Source organism: Streptomyces anandii JCM 4720, assembly GCF_014650655.1.
Classification (GTDB): Bacteria; Actinomycetota; Actinomycetes; order Streptomycetales; family Streptomycetaceae; genus Streptomyces; species Streptomyces anandii.
Genome location: NZ_BMVJ01000006.1, coordinates 246,951 through 267,812 on the forward strand (window position 1 = coordinate 246,951; position 20,862 = coordinate 267,812).

General features: G+C 68.9%; 11 protein-coding genes and 1 pseudogene. 10 read left to right on the top strand and 2 right to left on the bottom strand.

Features of this window, described 5'->3' with window-relative positions; genetic code table 11:
* Positions 1–104 (bottom strand): annotated as a pseudogene (locus IE249_RS37190) (XRE family transcriptional regulator); the annotation flags it as partial.
* A 792-nt stretch (positions 105–896) separates the two neighbouring features.
* Here IE249_RS37190 and IE249_RS13830 point away from each other — a divergent pair.
* A complete protein-coding gene (locus IE249_RS13830; RefSeq protein ID WP_189705105.1) occupies positions 897–4,184 on the top strand; it encodes a GH92 family glycosyl hydrolase in 3,288 nt (1,095 codons plus the stop codon).
* A gap of 75 nt (positions 4,185–4,259) precedes the next feature.
* Here the strand turns inward: IE249_RS13830 and IE249_RS13835 are convergent, their stop codons facing one another.
* The gene (locus tag IE249_RS13835; protein ID WP_229858413.1) at positions 4,260–8,063 is read right to left on the bottom strand and encodes a GH92 family glycosyl hydrolase; all 3,804 of its coding nucleotides are present in this window, start codon (positions 8,061–8,063) and stop codon (positions 4,260–4,262) included.
* A gap of 466 nt (positions 8,064–8,529) precedes the next feature.
* Between IE249_RS13835 and ngcE the strand changes: the two genes are divergently transcribed.
* From ngcE to IE249_RS13880, 9 genes are all read left to right on the top strand, one after another.
* The gene (gene ngcE, locus IE249_RS13840; RefSeq protein ID WP_189705106.1) at positions 8,530–9,990 is read left to right on the top strand and encodes an N-acetylglucosamine/diacetylchitobiose ABC transporter substrate-binding protein; all 1,461 of its coding nucleotides are present in this window, start codon (positions 8,530–8,532) and stop codon (positions 9,988–9,990) included.
* Between the two features lie 194 nt (positions 9,991–10,184).
* Entirely contained in the window at positions 10,185–11,120 is a 936-nt protein-coding gene (locus IE249_RS13845) for a carbohydrate ABC transporter permease (protein WP_189705107.1), read from the top strand.
* 15 nt (positions 11,121–11,135) lie between these two features.
* Entirely contained in the window at positions 11,136–12,071 is a 936-nt protein-coding gene (locus IE249_RS13850; protein ID WP_189705108.1) for a carbohydrate ABC transporter permease, read from the top strand.
* Between the two features lie 221 nt (positions 12,072–12,292).
* Positions 12,293–13,492: an ROK family transcriptional regulator gene (locus tag IE249_RS13855; protein ID WP_189705109.1), complete on the top strand. Its 1,200-nt coding sequence runs from the start codon at positions 12,293–12,295 to the stop codon at positions 13,490–13,492.
* Between the two features lie 134 nt (positions 13,493–13,626).
* Positions 13,627–14,730, top strand: a complete 1,104-nt coding sequence (locus IE249_RS13860; RefSeq protein WP_189705110.1) for a substrate-binding domain-containing protein — start codon at positions 13,627–13,629, stop codon at positions 14,728–14,730.
* Between the two features lie 188 nt (positions 14,731–14,918).
* The gene (locus IE249_RS13865) at positions 14,919–15,710 is read left to right on the top strand and encodes an ATP-binding cassette domain-containing protein (protein ID WP_189705111.1); all 792 of its coding nucleotides are present in this window, start codon (positions 14,919–14,921) and stop codon (positions 15,708–15,710) included.
* A complete protein-coding gene (locus IE249_RS13870) occupies positions 15,707–16,999 on the top strand; it encodes a sugar ABC transporter permease (protein WP_189705112.1) in 1,293 nt (430 codons plus the stop codon). The genes IE249_RS13865 and IE249_RS13870 overlap by 4 nt, the downstream gene beginning before the upstream one ends.
* Before the next feature lie 230 nt (positions 17,000–17,229).
* The gene (gene dxs, locus IE249_RS13875) at positions 17,230–19,158 is read left to right on the top strand and encodes a 1-deoxy-D-xylulose-5-phosphate synthase (RefSeq protein WP_189705113.1); all 1,929 of its coding nucleotides are present in this window, start codon (positions 17,230–17,232) and stop codon (positions 19,156–19,158) included.
* Positions 19,159–19,338: 180 nt separating this feature from the next.
* Positions 19,339–20,853 (top strand): amino acid permease, encoded by a 1,515-nt coding sequence (locus IE249_RS13880; RefSeq protein WP_189705114.1) that lies wholly within the window; start codon positions 19,339–19,341, stop codon positions 20,851–20,853.
* The last annotated feature ends 9 nt before the right edge of the window (positions 20,854–20,862 follow it).

Here is a 20,862-nt window from a genome sequence, read left to right on the forward strand (position 1 = left end):
TGTCGTAGGGCAAGGCGCAGTTTGCGCCGGTTCAGGCTTGGATCCACAGGGGGTGTCATCGCCGCTCCTTCGACCGTGCGCGTACCCCGCACTCGGTCAGCCATGCACGGAAAGTTCCTAGCATTCAGCCCCTGGCATTATGCATCGGGCCATCAGCCTAGAGCCAAATGCAATTGCACGGCACGGCGACGAAATCCCGCGCTGGTGGCGCGCGGGGGGCGCGGACCCGGCGCAGTGCGCCCTCGTCCCGGTCGTCACGCACGGGTCAACGCGTGGGCGGCTCCTCCTGCTCCCGGCGGGCATGCCGCTGCCTCAGGAGTGGGTGTGCGAAGCGCGAGCAGCGCGTGAAACCCCTTGCCGGCGCGCGCAGTCGCGCCCCGGCGCACAAAAGGGCGCGCCAGTGCCCGTTTACAGGTCCACTCGGCGCGCGCTACCCTCCCCGCAGGGGAAGTGGGAGCGCTCCCATCGGTGGACCGGAACCTGCCGACGGGGGTGCTCCCGCCTCGCGCCGGCTGCATGCGGGCCCTGCTCCCGCGAGCCAGGGCGACGGGCACTCCGGGCGGACCCGGTGGCCGAGCCGTTGGCCACCGGGTCCGCGAGCGGGCAGGCGAAGGGGGGGAAGGTGCCTGCCCGGGTGGTGCTGGCTTGGTGCCGGCTTGTGGCGCCGCAAGGTGCGACAACGTTGTCGTGATGAACTGCGCACGACTGTACCGCCCCAACCGACAACGATGTCAAGGAACTTGGCCAGGAACCACCCGTGTGAGGGGCGCGGCCCTTCGTCCGGACCGGATCCCCGCGTACGCGGTCTTCCCCGCCGCCGCCGGCGCACGCTACTGTCCCTGCGGCTTGTGCGACCCCTGGTGCGCGACCCGTCCCGAAGGAGGAGGGGCCGCGTCATGCGTTTCCGTCCCATGTCCCTGCTGCTGGCCGCGGTGCTCGCGGCCGGCGGTGCCACCCCCGCCCTCGCGGCGACCGCCGCACCACCCGACTCCGGCTCCGCCGCGCTGGTCAAGGACCCCGCCGCCTACGTCGATCCGCTGATCGGCACCAAGAACGGCGGCAACGTCTTCCCCGGCGCCGTCACGCCCTTCGGCATGTTCTCCTTCAGCCCGGAGAACACCCGGGGCGACGCCACCAGAACCGCGGCCCCGGGCGGTTACCAGTACGACGCCACCCGCATCCGCGGCTTCGGCCTCACCCACATGTCCGGCACCGGCTGCGCCGGCGGCAGCGGCGACATACCCCTCTTCCCGTACGCGGGGGAGGTCACCACCTCGCCGGCCGCCGACACCAGGGACGCCGTCTACGCCTCCGACTTCAAGCACGCCGACGAGCAGGCCGGACCCGGCCACTACAAGGTGGGCCTCGCCTCAGGAGTCACCGCCGACCTCACGGCGACCGCCCGCACCGGCGCGGCCCGCTTCACCTACCCGGCCGGCAAACCGGCCTCCCTGCTGATCCGCACCGCCAACTCCGAGGTGGGCTCGGCCGATTCGTCGGTCACGATCGACCCGGCCAGGCGGACCGTGTCCGGCTCCGTCACCTCGGGGAACTTCTGCGGCTACCTCGACCCCGAGGGCCGGCGCTCCTACTACACCCTGTACTTCACCGCCCGCTTCGACCGCGCCTTCAGGGCGATGGGCACCTGGCAGGACGACAAGCTGAACCCGGGCTCCACCTCGGCGACCGGCGGCACCGGCGGTTTCGCCAACGCCGGGCGGCCGGTGGCCGGCAAGGGCGCGGGCGGCTACGTCGAGTTCGCCCCCGGGACCGGACCGGTCGGCGTCAAGATCGGCATCTCCTACGTCAGCAAGGCCGGCGCCGAGGCCAACCTGGCCGCGGAGAACCCCCCCAAGCGCTCCTTCGACGCGGTGAAGGACGCGGCCCACCGCGCCTGGCGCGACCGGCTGGCCGCCATCCGGGTCGGCGGCGGCACCGACGACGAGCGCACCACCTTCTACACCGCGCTCTACCACGCCCTGCTGCACCCCAACGTCATCAGCGACACCGACCGCCGCTACCGCGGCCCCGACGGCAGGACCCACACCGTCGCCCGCGGCCACCAGGCGCAGTACGGCACCTTCTCCGGCTGGGACGTCTACCGCGACCAGGTGCAGCTGCTGACCCTGCTCAGCCCGCGCACCGGCTCCGACATCGCCCAGTCGCTGTACGAGCTGGCCCGCGAGAACGGCGGCGTCTGGGACCGCTGGCTGCACGGCGCGAGCGGCACCCACGTCATGAACGGCGACCCCTCGCCCACCGCGCTCGCCGGCATCCGCGCCTTCGGCGGCACCTCCTTCGACCTCGAGGGCGCGCTCGCCTCGCTGGTGAAGGCGGCCACCGTGCCGACCGGGCAGGACCTGTCGGCCGCGGGCAAGCCGGTGCTGTCGGTGGGCCAGCGCCCGTCCCTGGACAAGTACCTGAAGCTGCACTACATGCCGTCCGTCTCCAACGCCTGGGGCGGCGCGGCCGAGACCCTGGAGATGTCCACCGCCGACTTCTCCCTCTCCCAGCTCGCCGCGGCGGCGGGGAAGAAGGGCACCGCGGCCGCCTTCGCCCGCCGCGCCCAGTGGTGGCAGAACAACTTCGACATCGCCGCCGATCCTTCCGGCGGCTACATCGCCAACCGCAAGGCCGACGGCAGCTGGGTCACCGGCTTCACCCCCGACACCGGCAACGGCTTCGTCGAGGGCTCCGCGGCCCAGTACACCTGGATGGTCCAGCACAACCCGGCCGGCCTGTTCGCCGCGATGGGCGGCCGCGACAAGGCCCTCGCCCGCCTGGACTCCTTCTTCCACAACGCCGACGGCACCTGGGCGTTCACCGGCAGCGGCGGCGCCAAGTCCGAACTCGACAACGAGCCCTCGATCAACGTTCCTTACCTCTACGACTACGCGGGTGCGCCCTACAAGACCCAGGAGACCGTCCGCGCCGCCATGCGGCAGCTGTGGTCCACGCAGCCGGGCGGCATCCCCGGCAACGACGACCTCGGCGCCATGTCCGCCTGGTACGTCTTCTCCGCCCTCGGCATGTATCCGCAGGTGCCATCGCGCGGCGAACTCGTCCTCGCCTCACCGCTGTTCGAGCGCGCCGAGATCCACCGCCCGGGCGGCCGGGACATCTCGATCCGGGCCGGGGGAGCGGCGGCCGACGCGCCGTACGTGCGGTCGCTGAAGGTGAACGGCCGTGCCAGCGACCGCCCGTGGCTGCCCGCGTCCTTCGTCCGTGACGGCGGCCGCCTCGACTACACCCTCTCCGGCACCGCCGACCGCACCTGGGGCACCGCCCCGTCCGCCGCGCCACCCTCCTTCCGGCAGGGCGAGCAGCCGTACCAGATCGGCGTGGGCCCGACCGCCGCGACCCTCGCACCCGGCGACAGCATTGAGATCGGCATCCGCGCCCTGTCCCTGAGCGGCGGCACGGGCCCCGAGGTGCGCTTCACCGTGCGGACGCCGGCCGGTGTCACGGCGACTCCGGCCGAGGGCACGGTCACCGGCGGCTCACAGCAGATCACCCTCACCGCCGCCCAGGACGCCGGGCAGGGCTTCTACGACGCCAAGGTCACCGTCACCTCCGGCAGCCAGTCCTACGAGCAGCCGGTGGCCCTCACGGTCGCCGCCCCCGGCACCCTGCTCGCCGCCTACGACAACACCGGGATCTCCGGAGACGACGGCGACCACGACGAGGCCGACTACGACGGCGGCGGCTGGAGCTACTCACGCCAGGCCCTCGCGGCTGCCGGGCTCACCCCCGGTGGGCAGGGTACGGTCGACGGCCTCTCCTTCACCTGGCCCAACTCGCCGGCCGGCCGCCCCGACAACGCCTCCGCGTCCGGCCAGACCATCCAACTGACTTCCCCGGCAGCCGAGTTGTCCTTCGTGGGCAGCGCGGTCAACGGCAACCAGCAGGCCAAGGCCACCGTCACCTACACCGACGGCACCACCGACACCGCCGACCTCTCCTTCACCGACTGGACCGTCGGCGGGGGCGGCGGCACCGTCCAGTACGGCAACGAGGTCATCGCCAAGACCGCGTACCGCAATGTCGCGGGCGCCGGCAAGGACCCGGTGACGACCTACGTCTTCGCCACAAAGCCCTTCCAGGCCCCGGCGGGCAAGCGGATCGAGTCCGTGAGGCTGCCCGGCGACACCGATCTGCACGTCTTCACCCTCGCCACGAAGTAGCCCACCGGTACAACCGCACCGGGCAGCGGAAGGGGCGGGCCGCAGGGCCCGCCCCTTCCTCATGCGCTCAGCGCGTCAGCCCAGCAGCTCCACCTCCGCCAGCGTGGCGGGACCGTCCAGGACCAGCCGGTACTTCTGGTACGTCCCCGGCGAGGCGATGGTGAACGGCCGGGTCTGCCTGTCCCAGGCGAAGGACTCCCCGGACCGCTTGTCCACGGTCTTCCAGGTCGTACCGTCGGCCGAGGCCTGGAGCGTCCAGCCGGACGGCGCCTTGGCGTGGTCGCCCGACGAGGTCAGGGTGTACTGGACGGCCTTGGCGGCGCCGGAGACCGGCAGGTCCACCGTGGTCACCGTGGCGTCCGTCGAGGACGTGTCGTCGAACAGCGGACCGTCGCCCTTGAGCAGGTCCGCCCTCGGGCTCGGCACCTTGTCGCCGGTCGTGACCGACACCGGCGCCGCGTTCTTCCCGGTGCCCCACGACGACGGCCGCGGGCCCATGTCGAACTGCAGCACCCCGCCCTCGGAGAGCAGCGAGTGCGGCAGGTTCGTCGAGTTCCAGGCGCGGCCGTTGAACCGCACACCCTGCACGTAGACGTTCTTCGCGCTGTTCCTGGGTGCCTTGATGACGAGGTCCCGGCCGTTCTCCAGGTGGACGGTCGCCTTGGTGAACAGCGGGGAGCCGATGCTGTACTCGCCGCTGCCCATCACCAGCGGGTAGAAGCCGAGCGCGGAGAAGACGTACCAGGCCGACTGCTCGCCGTTGTCCTCGTCGCCGTGGTAGCCCTGGCCGATCTCGCTGCCGACGTACAGGCGAGACAGCACCTCGCGGACCTTCGCCTGCGCCTTCCACGGCCGGCCGGCCGCGTCGTACATGTAGATGACGTGGTGTGCGACCTGGTTGGAGTGGCCGTACTGGCCCATCCGCACGTCCCGCGCCTCGGTCATCTCGTGGATGACACCGCCGTAGGAGCCGACGAACTCCGGGGAGGCCGTCTCCGGCGTGGCGAAGTACTGGTCGAGCTTGTCACCGAGGCCCTTGCGGCCGCCGTAGAGGTTGGCCAGGCCCCGGCTGTCCTGCGGGGCGGTGAAGGCGTAGCCCCAGCCGTCGGTCTCCGTGTAGTCGTAGCCCCACACGCGCGGGTCGTACTTGGACGAGTCCACGCGCCAGTTGCCCTGGGCGTCGCGGCCCTGGAAGAAGCCGGCCTTGGAGTCGAAGAGCTTGACGTAGTCCTGGGCGCGGTTGAGGAAGTACTGCGACTCCTCCTTGTAGTGCTTCTCGCCGGTCTTCTTGTAGAGCGCCTCGCCCATCCTGGCGATGCCGTAGTCGTTGACGTAGCCCTCCATCGCCCACGACAGGCCCTCGCCGGTGGCGGTGCTGGTGTAGCCGAGGAAGGGGGAGGTGCCCATGCCCTTGCGGCCGACGCCGGAGGACGGGGGCACCACCGTGGCGTTCTTCAGCGCCGCGTCGTACGCCGCCTTGGCGTCCATGTGCACGCCCTTGACGTAGGCGTCGGCGAACGCCACGTCCGAGGAGGTCCCGGTCATCAGGTCGGCGTAGCCGGGGGAGGACCAGCGCGAGGTCCAGCCGCCGTCCTTGTACTGCTGCACGAACCCGTCGACCATCTCGCCGGCCTGGGACGGGGTCAGCAGTGAGTACGCCGGCCAGGTGGTGCGGTAGGTGTCCCAGAAGCCGTTGTTCACGTACACCTTGCCGTCGACGATCTTGGCGCCGGTGTGCGTCGGGGTGTCCTGGCCCGGCATCGGCGAGAACGGCGAGGCGTACTGGTCCTTGCCGCCGACCTTCTCGAAGCCCGAGTTCGGGTACAGGTACAGCCGGTAGAGGCTGGAGTAGAGCGTGGTGAGCTGGTCCGGCGTGGCGCCCTGGACCTCGACCTTGCCGAGGAGCCTGTCCCAGGTGTGCTGGGCGCGCGCCTTGACGGTGTCGAAGGAGGTGCCGTCCGGGATCTCCTGCGCGAGGTTGTCCTTGGCCTGGTCGACGCTGATGAGGGAGGTGGCCAGGCGCAGGGTGACGGTGCGGTCCTTGCCCGCGTCGAAGCGGAGGTAGCCCTTGACGCCGCTCGCGGAGCCGTCCTTCACGGGCTTGTCGAAGACGCCGTAGACGAACAGCCGGGTCGCGCCGGTCGACAGCCCGGACTTCACGTCCGAGTAGCCGGTGACGATCCCGTGCTCCTTGTCCAGGGTCAGGCCCGCCTGCTCGGTGACGTTGTCGAAGAGCACGCTCGCGTCGTCGCCCGGGTAGGTGAAGCGCAGCGCGGCCGCGTGGTCGGTCGGCGTCATCTCCGCCTTGAGGCCGTTCTCGAACTTGACCCCGTAGTAGTAGGGGCGGGCGGTCTCGTTCTCGTGCCGGAAGGCCAGCGCGCGGGCGGTGCGGCCGGTGTCCGGGGTGCCGGACGCGGCCGACGGCATGAGCTGGAAGGTCTGCCGGTCACCCATCCACGGGCTCGGCTCGTGGCTGGCGCTGAACGCCTGGATGGTGGGCAGGTTGTCGTCGTTGTTGGCCCGCGCGTACTCGTACAGCCAGCTCAGCGAGGACGCGTTGGTCACCGGGGTCCAGAAGTTGAAGCCGTGCGGCATCGCGGTCGCGGGGAAGTTGTTGCCGCGCGAGAAGCTGCCGCTGGAGTTGGTGCCGCGGGTGGTCAGCGCGTAGTCGGACAGGTGCGCCCTGGGCCGTTCGGGCGCCACCCGCTCGACCGACACGTCGTCGAGCCAGCCGCGGAACTTCGCCGGTCCCGAGGGGGAGTCGTAGCCGAGGACTATGCGGTCCACCGTCTTGCCGGCCGCTACCGACCCGATCCGGGACACCACGTTGTTCCACTGGTTGACGTAGAGAGTCTTGGCCGCGCCCTGCGCCTGCGGACTCAGCCCGAAGCCATGCTGGTCGGTGGCGCCCAGTCGGCTGAGGTAGGTGCCGTCGGTGAAGACCAGGTCCACGGCGACGTTGGTGGCGTCGTAGTCGCGGTCACCGTCCGCCATGGACGGGTAGAGGCGGTACGACAGCTGCGTGTCGCGGGTGACCTTGACGTTCACGTCGAAGATCTTGTTGTACGAGTACGCCCGCCCCTTGGCCGTGTGCCTGCCGGCGTAGCGCAGCGCGCGCTTGCCGGTGAACCCGGCGCCCGCCTTGGCGGTCGGCGAGCCGCTCGGGCCGCGGTCGACGAGGGAGAGCATGTCCTGCGGCACCGTGCCGCCGCCGTCTCCGGTGGAGAACTGCACGTCGGCGAGCTGGAGTATGTTCGAGGCGCCGTTGTTCCCGGTGACCTCGAGCCGGAAGTGCTGGTACTCGGCGGGCGCGGACAGGTCGTAGGTCCTGGTCTGGAACCGCTCGGAGAAGTTCTCGCCCGAGCGGGAGTCGACGTCCTTCCAGTCCTTGCCGTCGGTGGAGCCCTTCAGGGTCCAGTCCTTCGGGTCCCGCTCGTCGTAGTCGTTGGCCGAGGTGAGGGCGTAACGGGTGATCTTCACGGGCTTGTCGAAGTCGAACTCGACCCAGCCGGTGGGCTCGAACGTCAGCCACTTGGTGCCCGACTCGCCGTCGACGAGGTTCTCCTTGACCTCGCCGGCGCCCGTGTTCTCGCCGCTGGCCCGCAGGTCTATGACGTGGTCGTCCACATTGCCGGGAATGCCGGTGCTGTAGCCGCCGTCCACGCCCGAGGCGCGCTTGGTGCCGTCGGGCGCGGTGTCGACGGTGTTCAGCCAGTCCGGCGCCGGGTCGCCGGACTCGAACGAGGACGTGAACTCCCGGTCGGCCGCCGGGGCCTTGCCAGGCAGGGCGACCGCCGCGCCCTGGGAGCCGACGGCCATGACAAAGGCGGCCGTGAGGACGACCGCCGGACCCCATCTGTGCCGTACTCTGCGCTGCATTCGAGAGCACCCTCCCTGGTTCTCCGCTGCGCCGGACAACGTTGTCAACTACGGGCGCAAGGACCAGTAGGGAGTCAAGTGGTCAGTGATGTCAAGGGTGTTGGGTGTGGCATTCGGGCGCAAAGCCACGGATATTTCCGTCAAGGAACCCACAGGCGGCTCATATTTCCGCGAGGTCTCAACTCGGAAAAGACCGACAGCCAACCTTGCATTCGATCTTGCTCCGCTGGCGGGAAGTGGACTATACCTGTCGGCACCCGCTGGGCCGTTCGACCGGTCGGCAGCGGACCCGGGGGGAGCCGGAAAGGGTGGTTTGACGTGCGAAACGCGCCAGCCTCCTTGTTTTCCAACTGATCCCGGTAGATGACGCACGAAGTACTTCCTGCACGACCCAGCTTGACCCGACCGCGGTGCCGGGGAGGATCCGGTTCACCGCCTGAGTCCTGGAGAAGGCGAGGACTTGAGCATGGGATCCACTTCCGCCGAGAACCACGGTTCCGGCACCACCGGCACATCGGGCGTCGGACGCCGCGATCTGATCAAGCGGTCCGCAGCGCTCGGACTGATCTCCGTACCCGCGATGAGTTTTCTGTCGGCCTGCGCCAGCGGTGGCGGCGACGACTCGGGTGGCAACAACACCCAGGGCAAGACCTCCAAGAGCAACCCCTTCGGCGCGCAGAAGGGCAGCAAGCTCGACGTCGTCGTCTTCAAGGGCGGTTACGGCGACGACTACGCCAAGGCGTGGGAGGCCGACTTCGGCAAGAAGCTCGGCATCACCTCGACCCACACCGGCACCCAGGAGATCACCGGCAAGCTCCAGCCCCGCTTCAACGCGGGCAATCCGCCGGACATCGTCGACGACTCCGGCGCCCAGCAGATCAAGATCGACGTCCTCTACAAGAACGGCGCCCTGCTCGACCTCGGCGAGGTGCTCGACGCCCCCGCGGTCGACGACCCGAGCAAGAAGGTCCGCGACCTGCTGATCCCGGGCACGCTCGACCCGGGGATCCAGGAGGGCAAGGTCGTCGCCCTCAACTACATCTACACGGTGTGGGGCCTTTGGTACTCCGGCAAGCTCTTCAAGGAGAAGGGCTGGACGCCGCCGAAGACCTGGGACGACTTCCTCGCCATCTGCCAGGACGCCAAGAAGCAGGGCATCGGCGGCCTCGCCCACCAGGGCAAGTACCCGTACTACATCAACGTCGCCATCATGGACCTGATCGCCAAGAAGGGCGGCATCGACGCGGTCAAGGCGATCGACAACCTCGACCCCAAGGCGTTCGTCGGCTCCGACGCGGCCCAGGCCGGCGTCGAGGCGATCTACGAGGTGGTGGAGAAGGGCCTGCTGATGCCCGGCACCAACGGCCTGACCCACACCGAGTCCCAGACCCGCTGGAACCAGTACAAGGCCGCCTTCATCACCTGCGGCTCCTGGCTGGAGAACGAGCAGCTCAAGCAGACCCCGGCCGACTTCGACATGAAGTTCCTGCCGATGCCGCTGCTGGCCGGCTCCAAGATGCCCTTCGAGGCGATCCGGGCCGGCTCCGGCGAGCCGTTCATCATTCCGGCGAAGGCCAAGAACCTGCCCGGCGCCAAGGAGTTCATGCGGCACATGCTCTCCAAGGACTGGTCGACGCTGTTCGCCAAGGAGGCCAACTCGCTGACCATCCTCAAGGACGGCGTCGACCCGAGCGTCAAGCTGCGCCCCGGCACCCAGTCCACGGTCGAGGCGTCCAAGGCGGCGGGCTCCAACACCTTCCGCTACCTCTACCCCGACTGGTACAGCGAGATGGACACCGCCCTGCAGAACGCGTCCAATGAACTCATGGCCAAGCGGATTCAGCCGAAGGAGTGGCTGAAGAGGTGTCAGGCGGCCGTGGACAAGCAGGCGAAGGACCCGGCGAGCAAGAAGAACCACCACGACTAGGGCCTCTCTTCCGGATCTTGCCGCCGGTCGGGAGGCGAGGTCGCTCGGAGTCGGCCTGATCCGGAAGAAAGACCTTATTTCGCCGTGCGCCGCGGGGGCGCGGGGCCCTTCGCGCCGGCGGGAGGTACGTTGTCGCCGGTCGCGCAGTTCCTCGCGCCCCTTTCGGGGCTCTTGAACAACAGGGGCAGGACGCCATGCGCAAAGGGCAGTACCGGTTCGTCGCGGGATTTCTCCTCGTCCCCGTGGCGCTCTATCTGATCTTCGTGATCTGGCCGTACATCCAGACGTTCGGCTATTCGCTGACCGACTGGAAGGGCCAGTCGCAGACCTTCGAGTTCGTCGGCCTGGACAACTATCGGGCGCTGTTCCGGGACGACGTCTTCCTGGAGGCCATCTGGCACAACATCCTGTTCCTGGTGTTCATCCCGGTGATCACCATTCTGCTCGCCCTGTTCTTCGCCTTCATGGTGAACGCGGGGGGACGCAGCCGCGCCGGCGGGGTGCAGGGCGTCGCCGGATCGAAGTTCTACAAAATCGTCTACTTCTTTCCCCAGGTGCTCTCACTGGCCATTCTCGCGGTGCTGTTCAACGCGGTGTACCGCAGTGACGGCGGCGGCCTCCTCAACGGCTTCCTGATCAAACTCGGCCTGGTCGACGCCGAGAACCCGGTCGAATGGCTGAACGAGCCGAGCATCGTGCTGTGGGCGCTGATGGTGGTGGTCATCTGGAACAGCGTCGGCTTCTACCTGGTGCTGTTCTCGGCCGCCATGCAGTCCATTCCCCGTGACGTCTACGAGGCCGCCCTGATCGACGGCGCCGGGCGCGCCCAGTCCTTCTTCCGCATCACCCTGCCCCTGCTGTGGGACACCGTGCAGACCGCCTGGGTCTACCTGGGCATCGTCGCCATGGACATGTTCGTGCTGGTCTCCTCGATGACCCAGAACATGGGCGCCTACGGCGGCGGCCCCGACCACCACAGCGACGTCATGTCGACGGTGATGATGCGCAATTTCCTCTACTACGGCAAAAGCGGCTACGCCTGTGCGATGGGCGTGGTCATGCTGCTGCTCACCCTGATCCTGTCCGTGGTCACGCTGCGCGCCACCCGCCGTGAGCGCATCGAGTTCTGAGCGGGAGTAACGACGATGAGCGCACCCCTCAAGGAGACCGCCCCCACCGGCGGACCCGCCCCGGCCGGACCGCCGGTGAGCAAGAGCGCCGTCCGCGCCGGCGAGCGGCGCGGCGAAGGCGTGATCCTGAACGTCTTCTCGCACGGCTTCCTCGCCCTGTGGGCCCTGCTGATCGTGCTGCCGCTGCTGTGGCTGGTGATCAGCTCCTTCAAGACCGACGCCCAGATCGGCGGCTCCGCCTTCGGCTGGCCGCAGAACTGGTCCTTGGGCGTCTTCAGCCGCGCCTGGAACAAGGGCATCGGCGACTACTTCCTGAACACCGTGATCGTGCTGGTGTTCTCCGTGCCGCTGACCATGCTGTTCGGCTCCATGGCGGCGTACGTGCTGGCCCGCTACCAGTTCTGGGGCAACCGGCTGCTGTACTACTTCTTCGTCGCCGGCGCGATGTTCCCGGTGTTCCTGGCGCTGGTGCCGCTGTTCTTCATGGTCAAGCGGCTGGACATGCTGAACACCTACCAGGGTCTGATCCTGGTCTACATCGCGTACTCGATGCCGTTCACGGTGTTCTTCATGCACGCCTTCTTCCGGACGCTGCCCACGGCGGTCTTCGAGGCGGCGATCCTGGACGGCGCCTCGCACACCCGGACGTTCTTCCAGGTGATGATGCCGATGGCGAAGCCGGGTCTGATCAGCGTGGGGATCTTCAACACGCTCGGGCAGTGGAACCAGTTCATCCTGCCCACGGTGCTCATGCAGCCGCAGAGCGGCTCCGACCCCGAGCGCTACGTCCTCACCCAGGGTCTGATCCAGCTCCAGCAGCAGCAGGGATACGCCTCCGACCTGCCCGTTCTCTTCGCGGGTGTGACGATCGCGATGATCCCCATGCTGGTGGTCTACCTGTCCTTCCAGCGCCAGGTGCAGGCGGGCCTGACCTCGGCGACGCTGAAGTAGCGCACCGAAGCCGCCGGGTGTTCCCGGCGGCTCCACGCCGCTCCCGGAGCCGCTCCCGGGGGCGGCGCTCGCGTGCGCGTAGCACGGCTGTGATGTGTGTCCAAGTACCCGGAAACGGTTCAACCTCTTGACGGGAGGCGACCCGAACGGCTCAGCTTAGAGTTCACTAGTTGGACATAGACGGGGCCTCGCCGAAGCGGCCCCGCGCTCAGGAGGTCGTCGTGGAGACTCCAGGGTCGCAGTCGTCGCTGCACCGAGCCAACCTGGAGCGGGTGGTACGTGCCGTGCGCCTGGCCGGATCCCTCACGCAAGCGGAGATCGCGAGGACCACGGGGCTGTCCGCGGCGACGGTCTCCAATATCGTGCGGGAGCTGAAGGACGGCGGAACCGTCCAGGTCACGCCCACTTCGGCGGGCGGCCGCCGGGCCCGGAGCGTCTCCCTGAGCGGGGACGCGGGCATCGTGATCGGCGTCGACTTCGGGCACACGCATTTGCGGGTCGCGATCGGGAACCTCGCCCACCAGGTGCTTGCCGAGGAGGCCGAGCCGCTGGACGTGGACGCCTCCTCCACGCAGGGCTTCGACCGGGCGGAGGAGCTGGTCAACCGGCTGATCGCCGCCACCGGGGTGGACCGCGCGAAGATCGCCGGCGTGGGGCTCGGCGTGCCCGGCCCGATCGACGTGGAGTCCGGCACGCTGGGCTCCACCGCGATCCTGCCCGGCTGGACCGGCATCAAGCCCGCCGAGGAGCTGCGGGGGCGGCTCGGCGTGCCGGTGCACGTGGACAACGACGCCAACCTCGGCGCCCTCGGCGAGCTGGTCTGGGGCAGCGGACGCGGGGTCAGGGACCTCGCTTACATCAAGATCGCCAGCGGTGTCGGCGCGGGCCTGGTCATCAACGGCAAGATCTACCGCGGCCCCGGCGGCACGGCGGGCGAAATCGGGCATATTACACTCGATGAATCGGGCCCGGTCTGCCGCTGCGGGAACCGCGGCTGCCTGGAGACCTTCGCGGCCGCGCGCTACGTGCTGCCGCTGCTCCAGTCCAGTCACGGCACCGACCTGACCATGGAAGGCGTGGTGCGGCTGGCCCGGGACGGTGATCCGGGCTGCCGTCGGGTGATCGCCGACGTCGGCCGCCATGTCGGCAGTGGAGTGGCCAATCTCTGCAATCTCCTCAACCCGAGCCGGGTCGTCCTCGGCGGTGATCTCGCGGAGGCCGGAGAGCTGGTTCTGGGGCCCATCAGGGAGTCCGTGGGCCGCTACGCCATCCCCAGTGCCGCTCGCCGCCTCTCGGTCCTCCCAGGGGCCCTGGGGGGCCGTGCCGAGGTGCTCGGGGCGCTCGCCCTCGCGCTCAGCGAGATGGGTGATTCGACCCTTTTGGATGGGACTCTGGCCGCGGCGGCCCCTGCCTTCACTTAGAGAACGGATGGCACCGTTGCCATCTCGTTAAGGATTTACTTCTTGACGTCGCACGTGTGGCCGAGTTGACTTCCAGCCACCTCGGCCGCAACGACGCGGCCTCGTCAGGGAGGTTTGAAGAAGTGAACACGCGTATGCGTCGTGCGGCCTTCGCCGTTGCAGCTGGTGCCATGGCCGTCTCGCTCGCTGCCTGTGGCAGCGCCAAGGAGTCCAGCGGTGGCTCCTCGAAGTCCTCGGGCAGCTCGAAGAAGGGCGACGCGATCACCGTCGGTCTGCTCCTGCCGGAGAACCAGACCGCTCGTTACGAGAAGTTCGACCGCCCGCTGATCGAGAAGAAGGTCGCGGAGCTGACGAACAACAAGGGCAAGGTCGTCTACGCCAACGCCAAGCAGGACGCCAGCCAGCAGAACCAGCAGGTCGACACCATGATCACCAACAAGGTGGACGTGCTGATCGTCGACGCCGTGGACGCCGCCGCCATCAAGAACTCGGTGCAGAAGGCCAAGGACGCCGGCATCCCGGTCGTCGCCTACGACCGACTGGCGCAGGGTCCCATCGACGCCTACACCTCGTTCGACAACGAGACCGTCGGCAAGACCCAGGGCGAGGCCCTGCTGAAGGCCCTGGGCTCCAAGGCCAAGTCCGGCAAGATCGTCATGATGAACGGCTCCTCCACCGACCCGAACGCCGCGCAGTTCAAGAAGGGCGCCCACGAGGTGCTCGACGGCAAGGTGAACATCGGCAAGGAGTACGACACCAAGGAGTGGAAGCCGGAGAACGCCAACTCCAACATGGAGGGCGCCATCTCCGCGCTGGGCAAGAAGAACATCATCGGCGTCTACTCCGCCAACGACGGCATGGCCGGCGGTATCATCACCGCCCTCAAGGCCGCCGGCATCTCCAACATCCCGGTCACCGGCCAGGACGCGGAGCTCGCGGGTGTCCAGCGCATCGTCGCCGGTGAGCAGTACATGAGCGTCTACAAGCCGTACGCCCCCGAGGCCGCCGCGGCCGCCGAGATGGCGGTCGACCTGGCCCAGGGCAAGTCGCTCGACTCCGTCGCCAAGGACAAGGTCGACAGCCCCACCACCAAGGGCGTCCCCTCGGTCCTGGTGCCGGTCACCGCGCTGACCAAGGACAACATCAAGGACACCGTCATCAAGGACGGCGTCTACACGGTGTCCGACATCTGCACCTCGCAGTACAAGGCCGCCTGCGACAAGATCGGTCTGAAGTAAGCGACGGACAGCGCCTTTCCAACCAGGGGAATTCGCACTTGAATTCCCCTGGCGGGAACACCCCGGCGCACAAGGCTTCCGCCGGCGCCCCGCGCATCACACAGCCCCGCAAGCTCGAGGCGGGGCGCCGGTCGGAACATCCCCCCAAACTTCTGCACAACCTCCCGCCGGGTCAGGCGGCGAAGGAGATGGTTCACGTGTCCGCTACGCCCGTGCTGGCGTTGCGCGGGGTCTCCAAGCGGTTCGGTGCCGTCCAGGCGCTCACCGACGTAGAGCTTGAGGTCCACGCCGGTGAGGTGGTCGCCCTGGTGGGCGACAACGGCGCCGGAAAGTCCACGCTGGTCAAGACGATCGCCGGCGTGCACCCCATCGATGAGGGCGTCATCGAGTGGGAAGGCAAGGCCGTCCAGGTCAACAAGCCGCACGACGCCCAGAACCTGGGCATCGCGACCGTCTACCAGGACCTCGCGCTGTGCGACAACATCGACGTGGTGGGCAACCTCTACCTGGGCCGGGAGGTCCGCCGGCGCGGCGTCCTGGACGAGGTCGAGATGGAGCGGCGCTCCCGTGAGCTGCTGGACCAGCTCTCGATCCGCATCCCCAGCGTCCGCATCCCGATCGCCTCGCTCTCCGGCGGCCAGCGCCAGACCGTGGCCATCGCCCGTTCCATGCTCGGCGAGCCCAAGCTGGTGATCCTCGACGAGCCCACCGCCGCACTCGGCGTCGAGCAGACCGCTCAGGTCCTCGACCTGGTGGAGCGGCTGCGGGAGCGCGGCCACGCCGTGATCCTCATCAGCCACAACATGGCCGACGTGAAGGCGGTCGCCGACAAGGTGGCCGTGCTGCGTCTGGGTCGCAACAACGGCGTCTTCGAGGTCAAGTCGACCTCGCAGGAAGAGATCATCTCCGCCATCACCGGCGCCACGGACAACGCCGTGACCCGTCGTGCGGCGCGCACCAATGGGGAGATCAAGAAGTGAGCATCGACAAGACCTCCACGCCCCCCGAGGACAACGTCGTGGAGAACCCCGAGGCGGCCCGCGGCTCCGACGTCGCCGTCGACCCCCGGCTGCTGGTGCGCGAGCAGGGCCTCGCCGGCTACGTGACCGAGTTCAAGCGGAAGATCAAGGCGGGCGACCTCGGCTCCATGCCGGTCGTCATCGGCCTGGTGATCATCTGGATCATCTTCCAGAGCCTGAACTCCAACTTCCTCACCGCCGGCAACCTCTCCGACATCTCCGTCGCCATGGTCGGCACGGGCATGATCGCCGTCGGCATCGTGTTCGTCCTGCTGCTCGGCGAGATCGACCTGTCGGTCGGTTCCCTCTCCGGTGTCGCCGGCGCCACCTTCGCCGTACTGAACATCACCCATGGCATGAACGAGGTGCTGGCCTTCGTGCTGGCCATCCTCACCGGCACGGTCGCCGGCGCCATCCAGGGCTTCTTCTTCGCGAAGATCGGTGTGCCGGCCTTCGCCGTCACCCTGGCGGGACTGCTGTTCTGGAACGGCTTCATGCTCAAGATCCTGGGCGACAACGGCACGATCAACCTCAACAGCGACGGCCTGGTCGCCAAGCTGACCAGCTACTACTTCTCCGACGTGGCCGCCGCCTACGGGCTCGCCGTCGCCGTCACCGTGCTGTACTTCCTCAGCGCCTTCTTCGGCAACAAGCGGCGTGAGGCCGCCGGGGTGCCGTCCAAGCCGCTGAGCGAGACCATCCTGCGCACCGTGCTGCTGGCCGTCGTCTCCTTCGCCGTGGCGATCGTCTTCAACCAGTACAAGGGCCTGCCGCTGGCGGTCGTGATCTTCGTCGGCGTGCTGGTGATCACCGACTTCGTGCTCCGCCGCACCGCCTACGGCCGCAAGGTCTTCGCGCTCGGCGGCAGCGTCGAGGCCTCCCGCCGCGCCGGTATCAACGTGGACATGGTCCGGATCTCGGTCTTCGCGATCTCCGGCACCTTCGCCGCGCTCGGCGGCCTGTTCATCGCCTCCAAGATCGCCTCCGCCAACCAGGGCGCCGGCGGCGGCGACCTGCTGATGAACGCCATCGCGGCGGCCGTCATCGGCGGTACGTCCCTCTTCGGCGGCCGCGGCCGCACCTGGAACGCGCTCCTCGGCGTGCTGGTGATCGTCTCGATCCAGTACGGCCTCGCCCTGGAGGGCATCGCCTCCCCGGTCCAGTACATGATCACCGGTGGCGTCCTGCTGGCGACCGTCGTCATCGACGCGGTCACCCGCAAGACCCAGAAGACGGCGGGACGCGCCTGACCGCCGTCCCGACCCGACAACCGTGCCCGGCACCTCATGGCGGTGCCGGGCACGGTTGTGTCATGACGCGGGCCATGCCATGACCACGTCGTGTCATGACCCCGGCCGTATCGGGGTACGGCCGTTCGCGTGACCTACGACGCACCGCCCGGACACCGGCCGCCACGGCGGAACATTAGACTCGACAAGCCCGCCAACAGCTCGATCAGCTCTACTGCAAGGAGGCACGGGTGCCGCTGCTGACCCGCATCAGGGGACCGCGCGATCTGGACCGGCTCAGCCTGGAGGAGCTGGATCAGCTGGCAGAGGAGATCCGGACCTTCCTCGTCGACGCGGTATCCAAGACCGGCGGCCACCTCGGCCCCAACCTCGGTGTGGTGGAGCTGACCATCGCCCTGCACCGCGTCTTCCACTCCCCGAAGGACAAGGTCCTGTGGGACACCGGCCACCAGTCCTACGTGCACAAGCTGCTGACCGGCCGGCAGGACTTCTCCAGGCTGAAGATGAAGGGCGGCCTGTCCGGCTACCCCTCCCAGGCCGAGTCCGAGCACGACGTGATCGAGAACAGCCACGCCTCCACCGTGCTGGGCTGGGCGGACGGCATCGCCAAGGCCAACCAGCTGCTCGAGCGCGACAGCCACGTCGTCGCGGTCATCGGCGACGGCGCCCTGACCGGCGGCATGGCCTGGGAGGCGCTGAACAACATCGCCGACGCCAAGGACCGCCCGCTCGTCATCGTCGTCAACGACAACGAGCGCTCCTACGCGCCCACCATCGGCGGCCTCGCCAACCACCTCGCGACCCTGCGCACCACCGACGGCTACGAGCGCTTCCTCGCCCGCACCAAGGAGGTGCTGGAGCGCACCCCGGTGGTCGGCAAACCGCTCTACGAGACCCTCCACGGCGCCAAGAAGGGGCTGAAGGACTTCATCGCCCCGCAGGGCATGTTCGAGGATCTCGGCCTGAAGTACGTCGGCCCGATCGACGGCCACGACATCGAGGCCCTGGAGTCCGCGCTGGCCCGCGCCAAGCGCTTCGGCGGCCCCGTCATCGTGCACTGCCTCACCGAGAAGGGCCGCGGCTACCAGCCCGCCCTCCAGGACGAGGCCGACCGCTTCCACGCCGTCGGCAAGATCCACCCCGACACGGGCCTGCCGATCGCCACCTCCGGCGCCGACTGGACCTCCGTCTTCGGCGACGAGATGGTCAAGCTCGGCAAGGAGCGCAAGGACGTCGTGGCCATCACCGCGGCCATGCTCCAGCCGGTCGGCCTGGACAAGTTCGCCAAGGCCTTCCCCGACCGGGTCTACGACGTCGGCATCGCCGAGCAGCACGGCGCCGTCTCCGCGGCCGGCCTCGCCCACGCCGGGGTCCACCCCGTCTTCGCCGTCTACGCCACCTTCCTCAACCGCGCCTTCGACCAGGTGCTGATGGACGTGGCCCTGCACAAGTGCGGTGTCACCTTCGTACTGGACCGGGCCGGCGTCACCGGGACCGACGGCGCCTCCCACAACGGCATGTGGGACATGTCGATCCTCCAGGTCGTCCCCGGCCTGCGGCTGGCCGCCCCGCGGGACGCCGACCAGGTCCGCGCCCAGCTGCGCGAGGCCGTGGAGGTCGACGACGCCCCCACCGTGGTCCGCTTCTCCAAGGGCGCGGTCGGTCCCGCCGTACCCGCCGTGGGCCGCGTCGGCGGCATGGACGTACTGCGCGAGCCCGGCACCGACCGCCCGGACGTGCTGCTGGTCTCGGTGGGCGCCCTGGCGCCGATGTGCCTGGAGATCGCCGACCTGCTCGACAAACAGGGCATCTCCACCACCGTCGTGGACCCCCGCTGGGTCAAGCCCGTCGACGAGGCCATGGCCCCGCTCGCCGAGCGCCACCGCGTGGTCGTCACCGTCGAGGACAACTCCCGGGTCGGCGGTGTCGGCTCCGCCGTCGCCCAGGCGCTCAGGGACGCGGGCGTGGACGTGCCGCTGCGCGACTTCGGCATCCCGCCGCGCTTCCTCGACCACGCCTCCCGCGCGGAGGTCATGGCGGAGATCGGGCTGACCGCGCCCGACATCGCCCGTCAGGTCACCGGGCTCGTCTCCCGGCTCGACGGCCGGTTCGAGCGCGCGGCCGGCGAGGTCGACTCGGTCCAGCCCGCGCGCGACTGAGGTCCGCCGCGGCGCCGTCGGCCCGCGCGGGCCCCACTTCCCTCACGGACCTCATTGGGCCGGTTCCGTCCCGTACAGGTGGCGGAACCGGCCCGGTTGCGTGAACCTGCCAGTGCCGGGGCATACGCATCCCCAGCCCTCTCGATCATGTCGAGGACGACAAGCAGGGGAGGTAGGCCCGTGAGCAGCACGCTCTTCAGGACGAAGAACGTAGAGCAGTCGATCCAGGACACCGAGGAACCCGAACACGCGCTGCGGAAATCGCTGTCCGCGCTTGACCTGACGGTCTTCGGCGTCGGCGTGATCATCGGCACCGGCATCTTCGTGCTGACCGGCACGGCCGCGAAGAACACCGCCGGACCCGCCGTGTCGCTGTCCTTCGTCGTGGCCGGTGTGGTCTGCGCGCTGGCCGCGCTGTGCTACGCCGAGTTCGCCTCGACCGTCCCGGTCGCCGGATCGGCCTACACCTTCTCCTACGCCTCGCTCGGCGAGTTCCCCGCCTGGATCATCGGCTGGGACCTGGTGCTGGAGCTCGCGCTCGGCACGGCGGTGGTCGCCGTCGGCTGGTCGGGCTACATCCACTCGCTCCTCGACAACGCGGGCTGGCACCTGCCCGACTACCTCAGCGGCCGGGACGCCGCCTCCGGGTTCGGCTTCGACATCCTCGCCGCCGTGCTCGTCCTCGTGCTCACCGCCATCCTCGTCCTCGGCATGAAGCTGTCGGCGCGGGTCACCTCGATCGTGGTCGCCATCAAGGTGGCGGTCGTGCTCGTCGTGATCATCGCGGGCGCCTTCTTCATCCACGGGGACAACTACGACCCGTTCGTGCCGAAGGCGCAGCCGGTGCCGGCGGGGGGCAACCTCAAGGCGCCGCTCATCCAGCTGATGTTCGGCTGGGCGCCGTCCAACTTCGGCGTCATGGGCATCTTCACCGCGGCCTCCGTCGTCTTCTTCGCCTTCATCGGCTTCGACGTCGTCGCCACCGCCGCCGAGGAGACGCGCAACCCGCAGCGGGACGTGCCGCGCGGCATCCTCGGCTCGCTCATCATCTGCACCGCGCTGTACGTGGCGGTGTCGATCGTGGTGACCGGCATGCAGAAGTACAGCGCGCTGTCCGTGGACGCCCCGCTCGCCGACGCGTTCAAGGCGACCGGACATCCGTGGTTCGCGGGCCTGATCAGCTTCGGCGCCGCGATCGGACTGACCACGGTGTGCATGATCCTGCTCCTGGGCCAGGCCCGGGTCTTCTTCGCGATGAGCCGCGACGGGCTGCTGCCCCGCTTCTTCTCGCACACCCATCCGCGGTTCCGCACGCCCTACCGGCCGACGATCCTCCTCGGCGTGATCATCGCCATCGTCGCCGGCTTCACGAGCCTGAGCCAGCTGGCCGAGCTGGTGAACATCGGCACGCTCTTCGCGTTCGTCGTCGTCGCGATCAGCGTGGTCATCCTGCGCAAGACCCGCCCCGACCTGGAGCGCTCCTTCCGGACCCCGCTGGTGCCCTGGGTCCCGATCCTCTCGGTCGCGGCCTCGCTGTGGCTGATGCTCAACCTCCCGGCCGAGACCTGGCTGCGCTTCGCCATCTGGATGGCCATCGGCTTCGTCGTCTACTTCCTCTACGGCCGCTCCCACAGCCGCCTCGCGGAACGCGAACGAACGTCCGCCGCGGACTCGGGCCCGGCGTCCGCACCCTGACCCCTCCGG

Bases quoted from the DNA above. Each gene is read 5' to 3' on its own strand.
- IE249_RS13835 (WP_229858413.1), bottom strand. From the start codon at position 8,063: ATGCAGCGCAGAGTACGGCACAGATGGGGTCCGGCGGTCGTCCTCACG.
- IE249_RS13865 (WP_189705111.1), top strand. From the start codon at position 14,919: ATGGTTCACGTGTCCGCTACGCCCGTGCTGGCGTTGCGCGGGGTCTCC.
- ngcE (WP_189705106.1), top strand. From the start codon at position 8,530: ATGGGATCCACTTCCGCCGAGAACCACGGTTCCGGCACCACCGGCACA.
- IE249_RS13830 (WP_189705105.1), top strand. From the start codon at position 897: ATGCGTTTCCGTCCCATGTCCCTGCTGCTGGCCGCGGTGCTCGCGGCC.
- IE249_RS13850 (WP_189705108.1), top strand. From the start codon at position 11,136: ATGAGCGCACCCCTCAAGGAGACCGCCCCCACCGGCGGACCCGCCCCG.
- IE249_RS13845 (WP_189705107.1), top strand. From the start codon at position 10,185: ATGCGCAAAGGGCAGTACCGGTTCGTCGCGGGATTTCTCCTCGTCCCC.
- IE249_RS13860 (WP_189705110.1), top strand. From the start codon at position 13,627: ATGCGTCGTGCGGCCTTCGCCGTTGCAGCTGGTGCCATGGCCGTCTCG.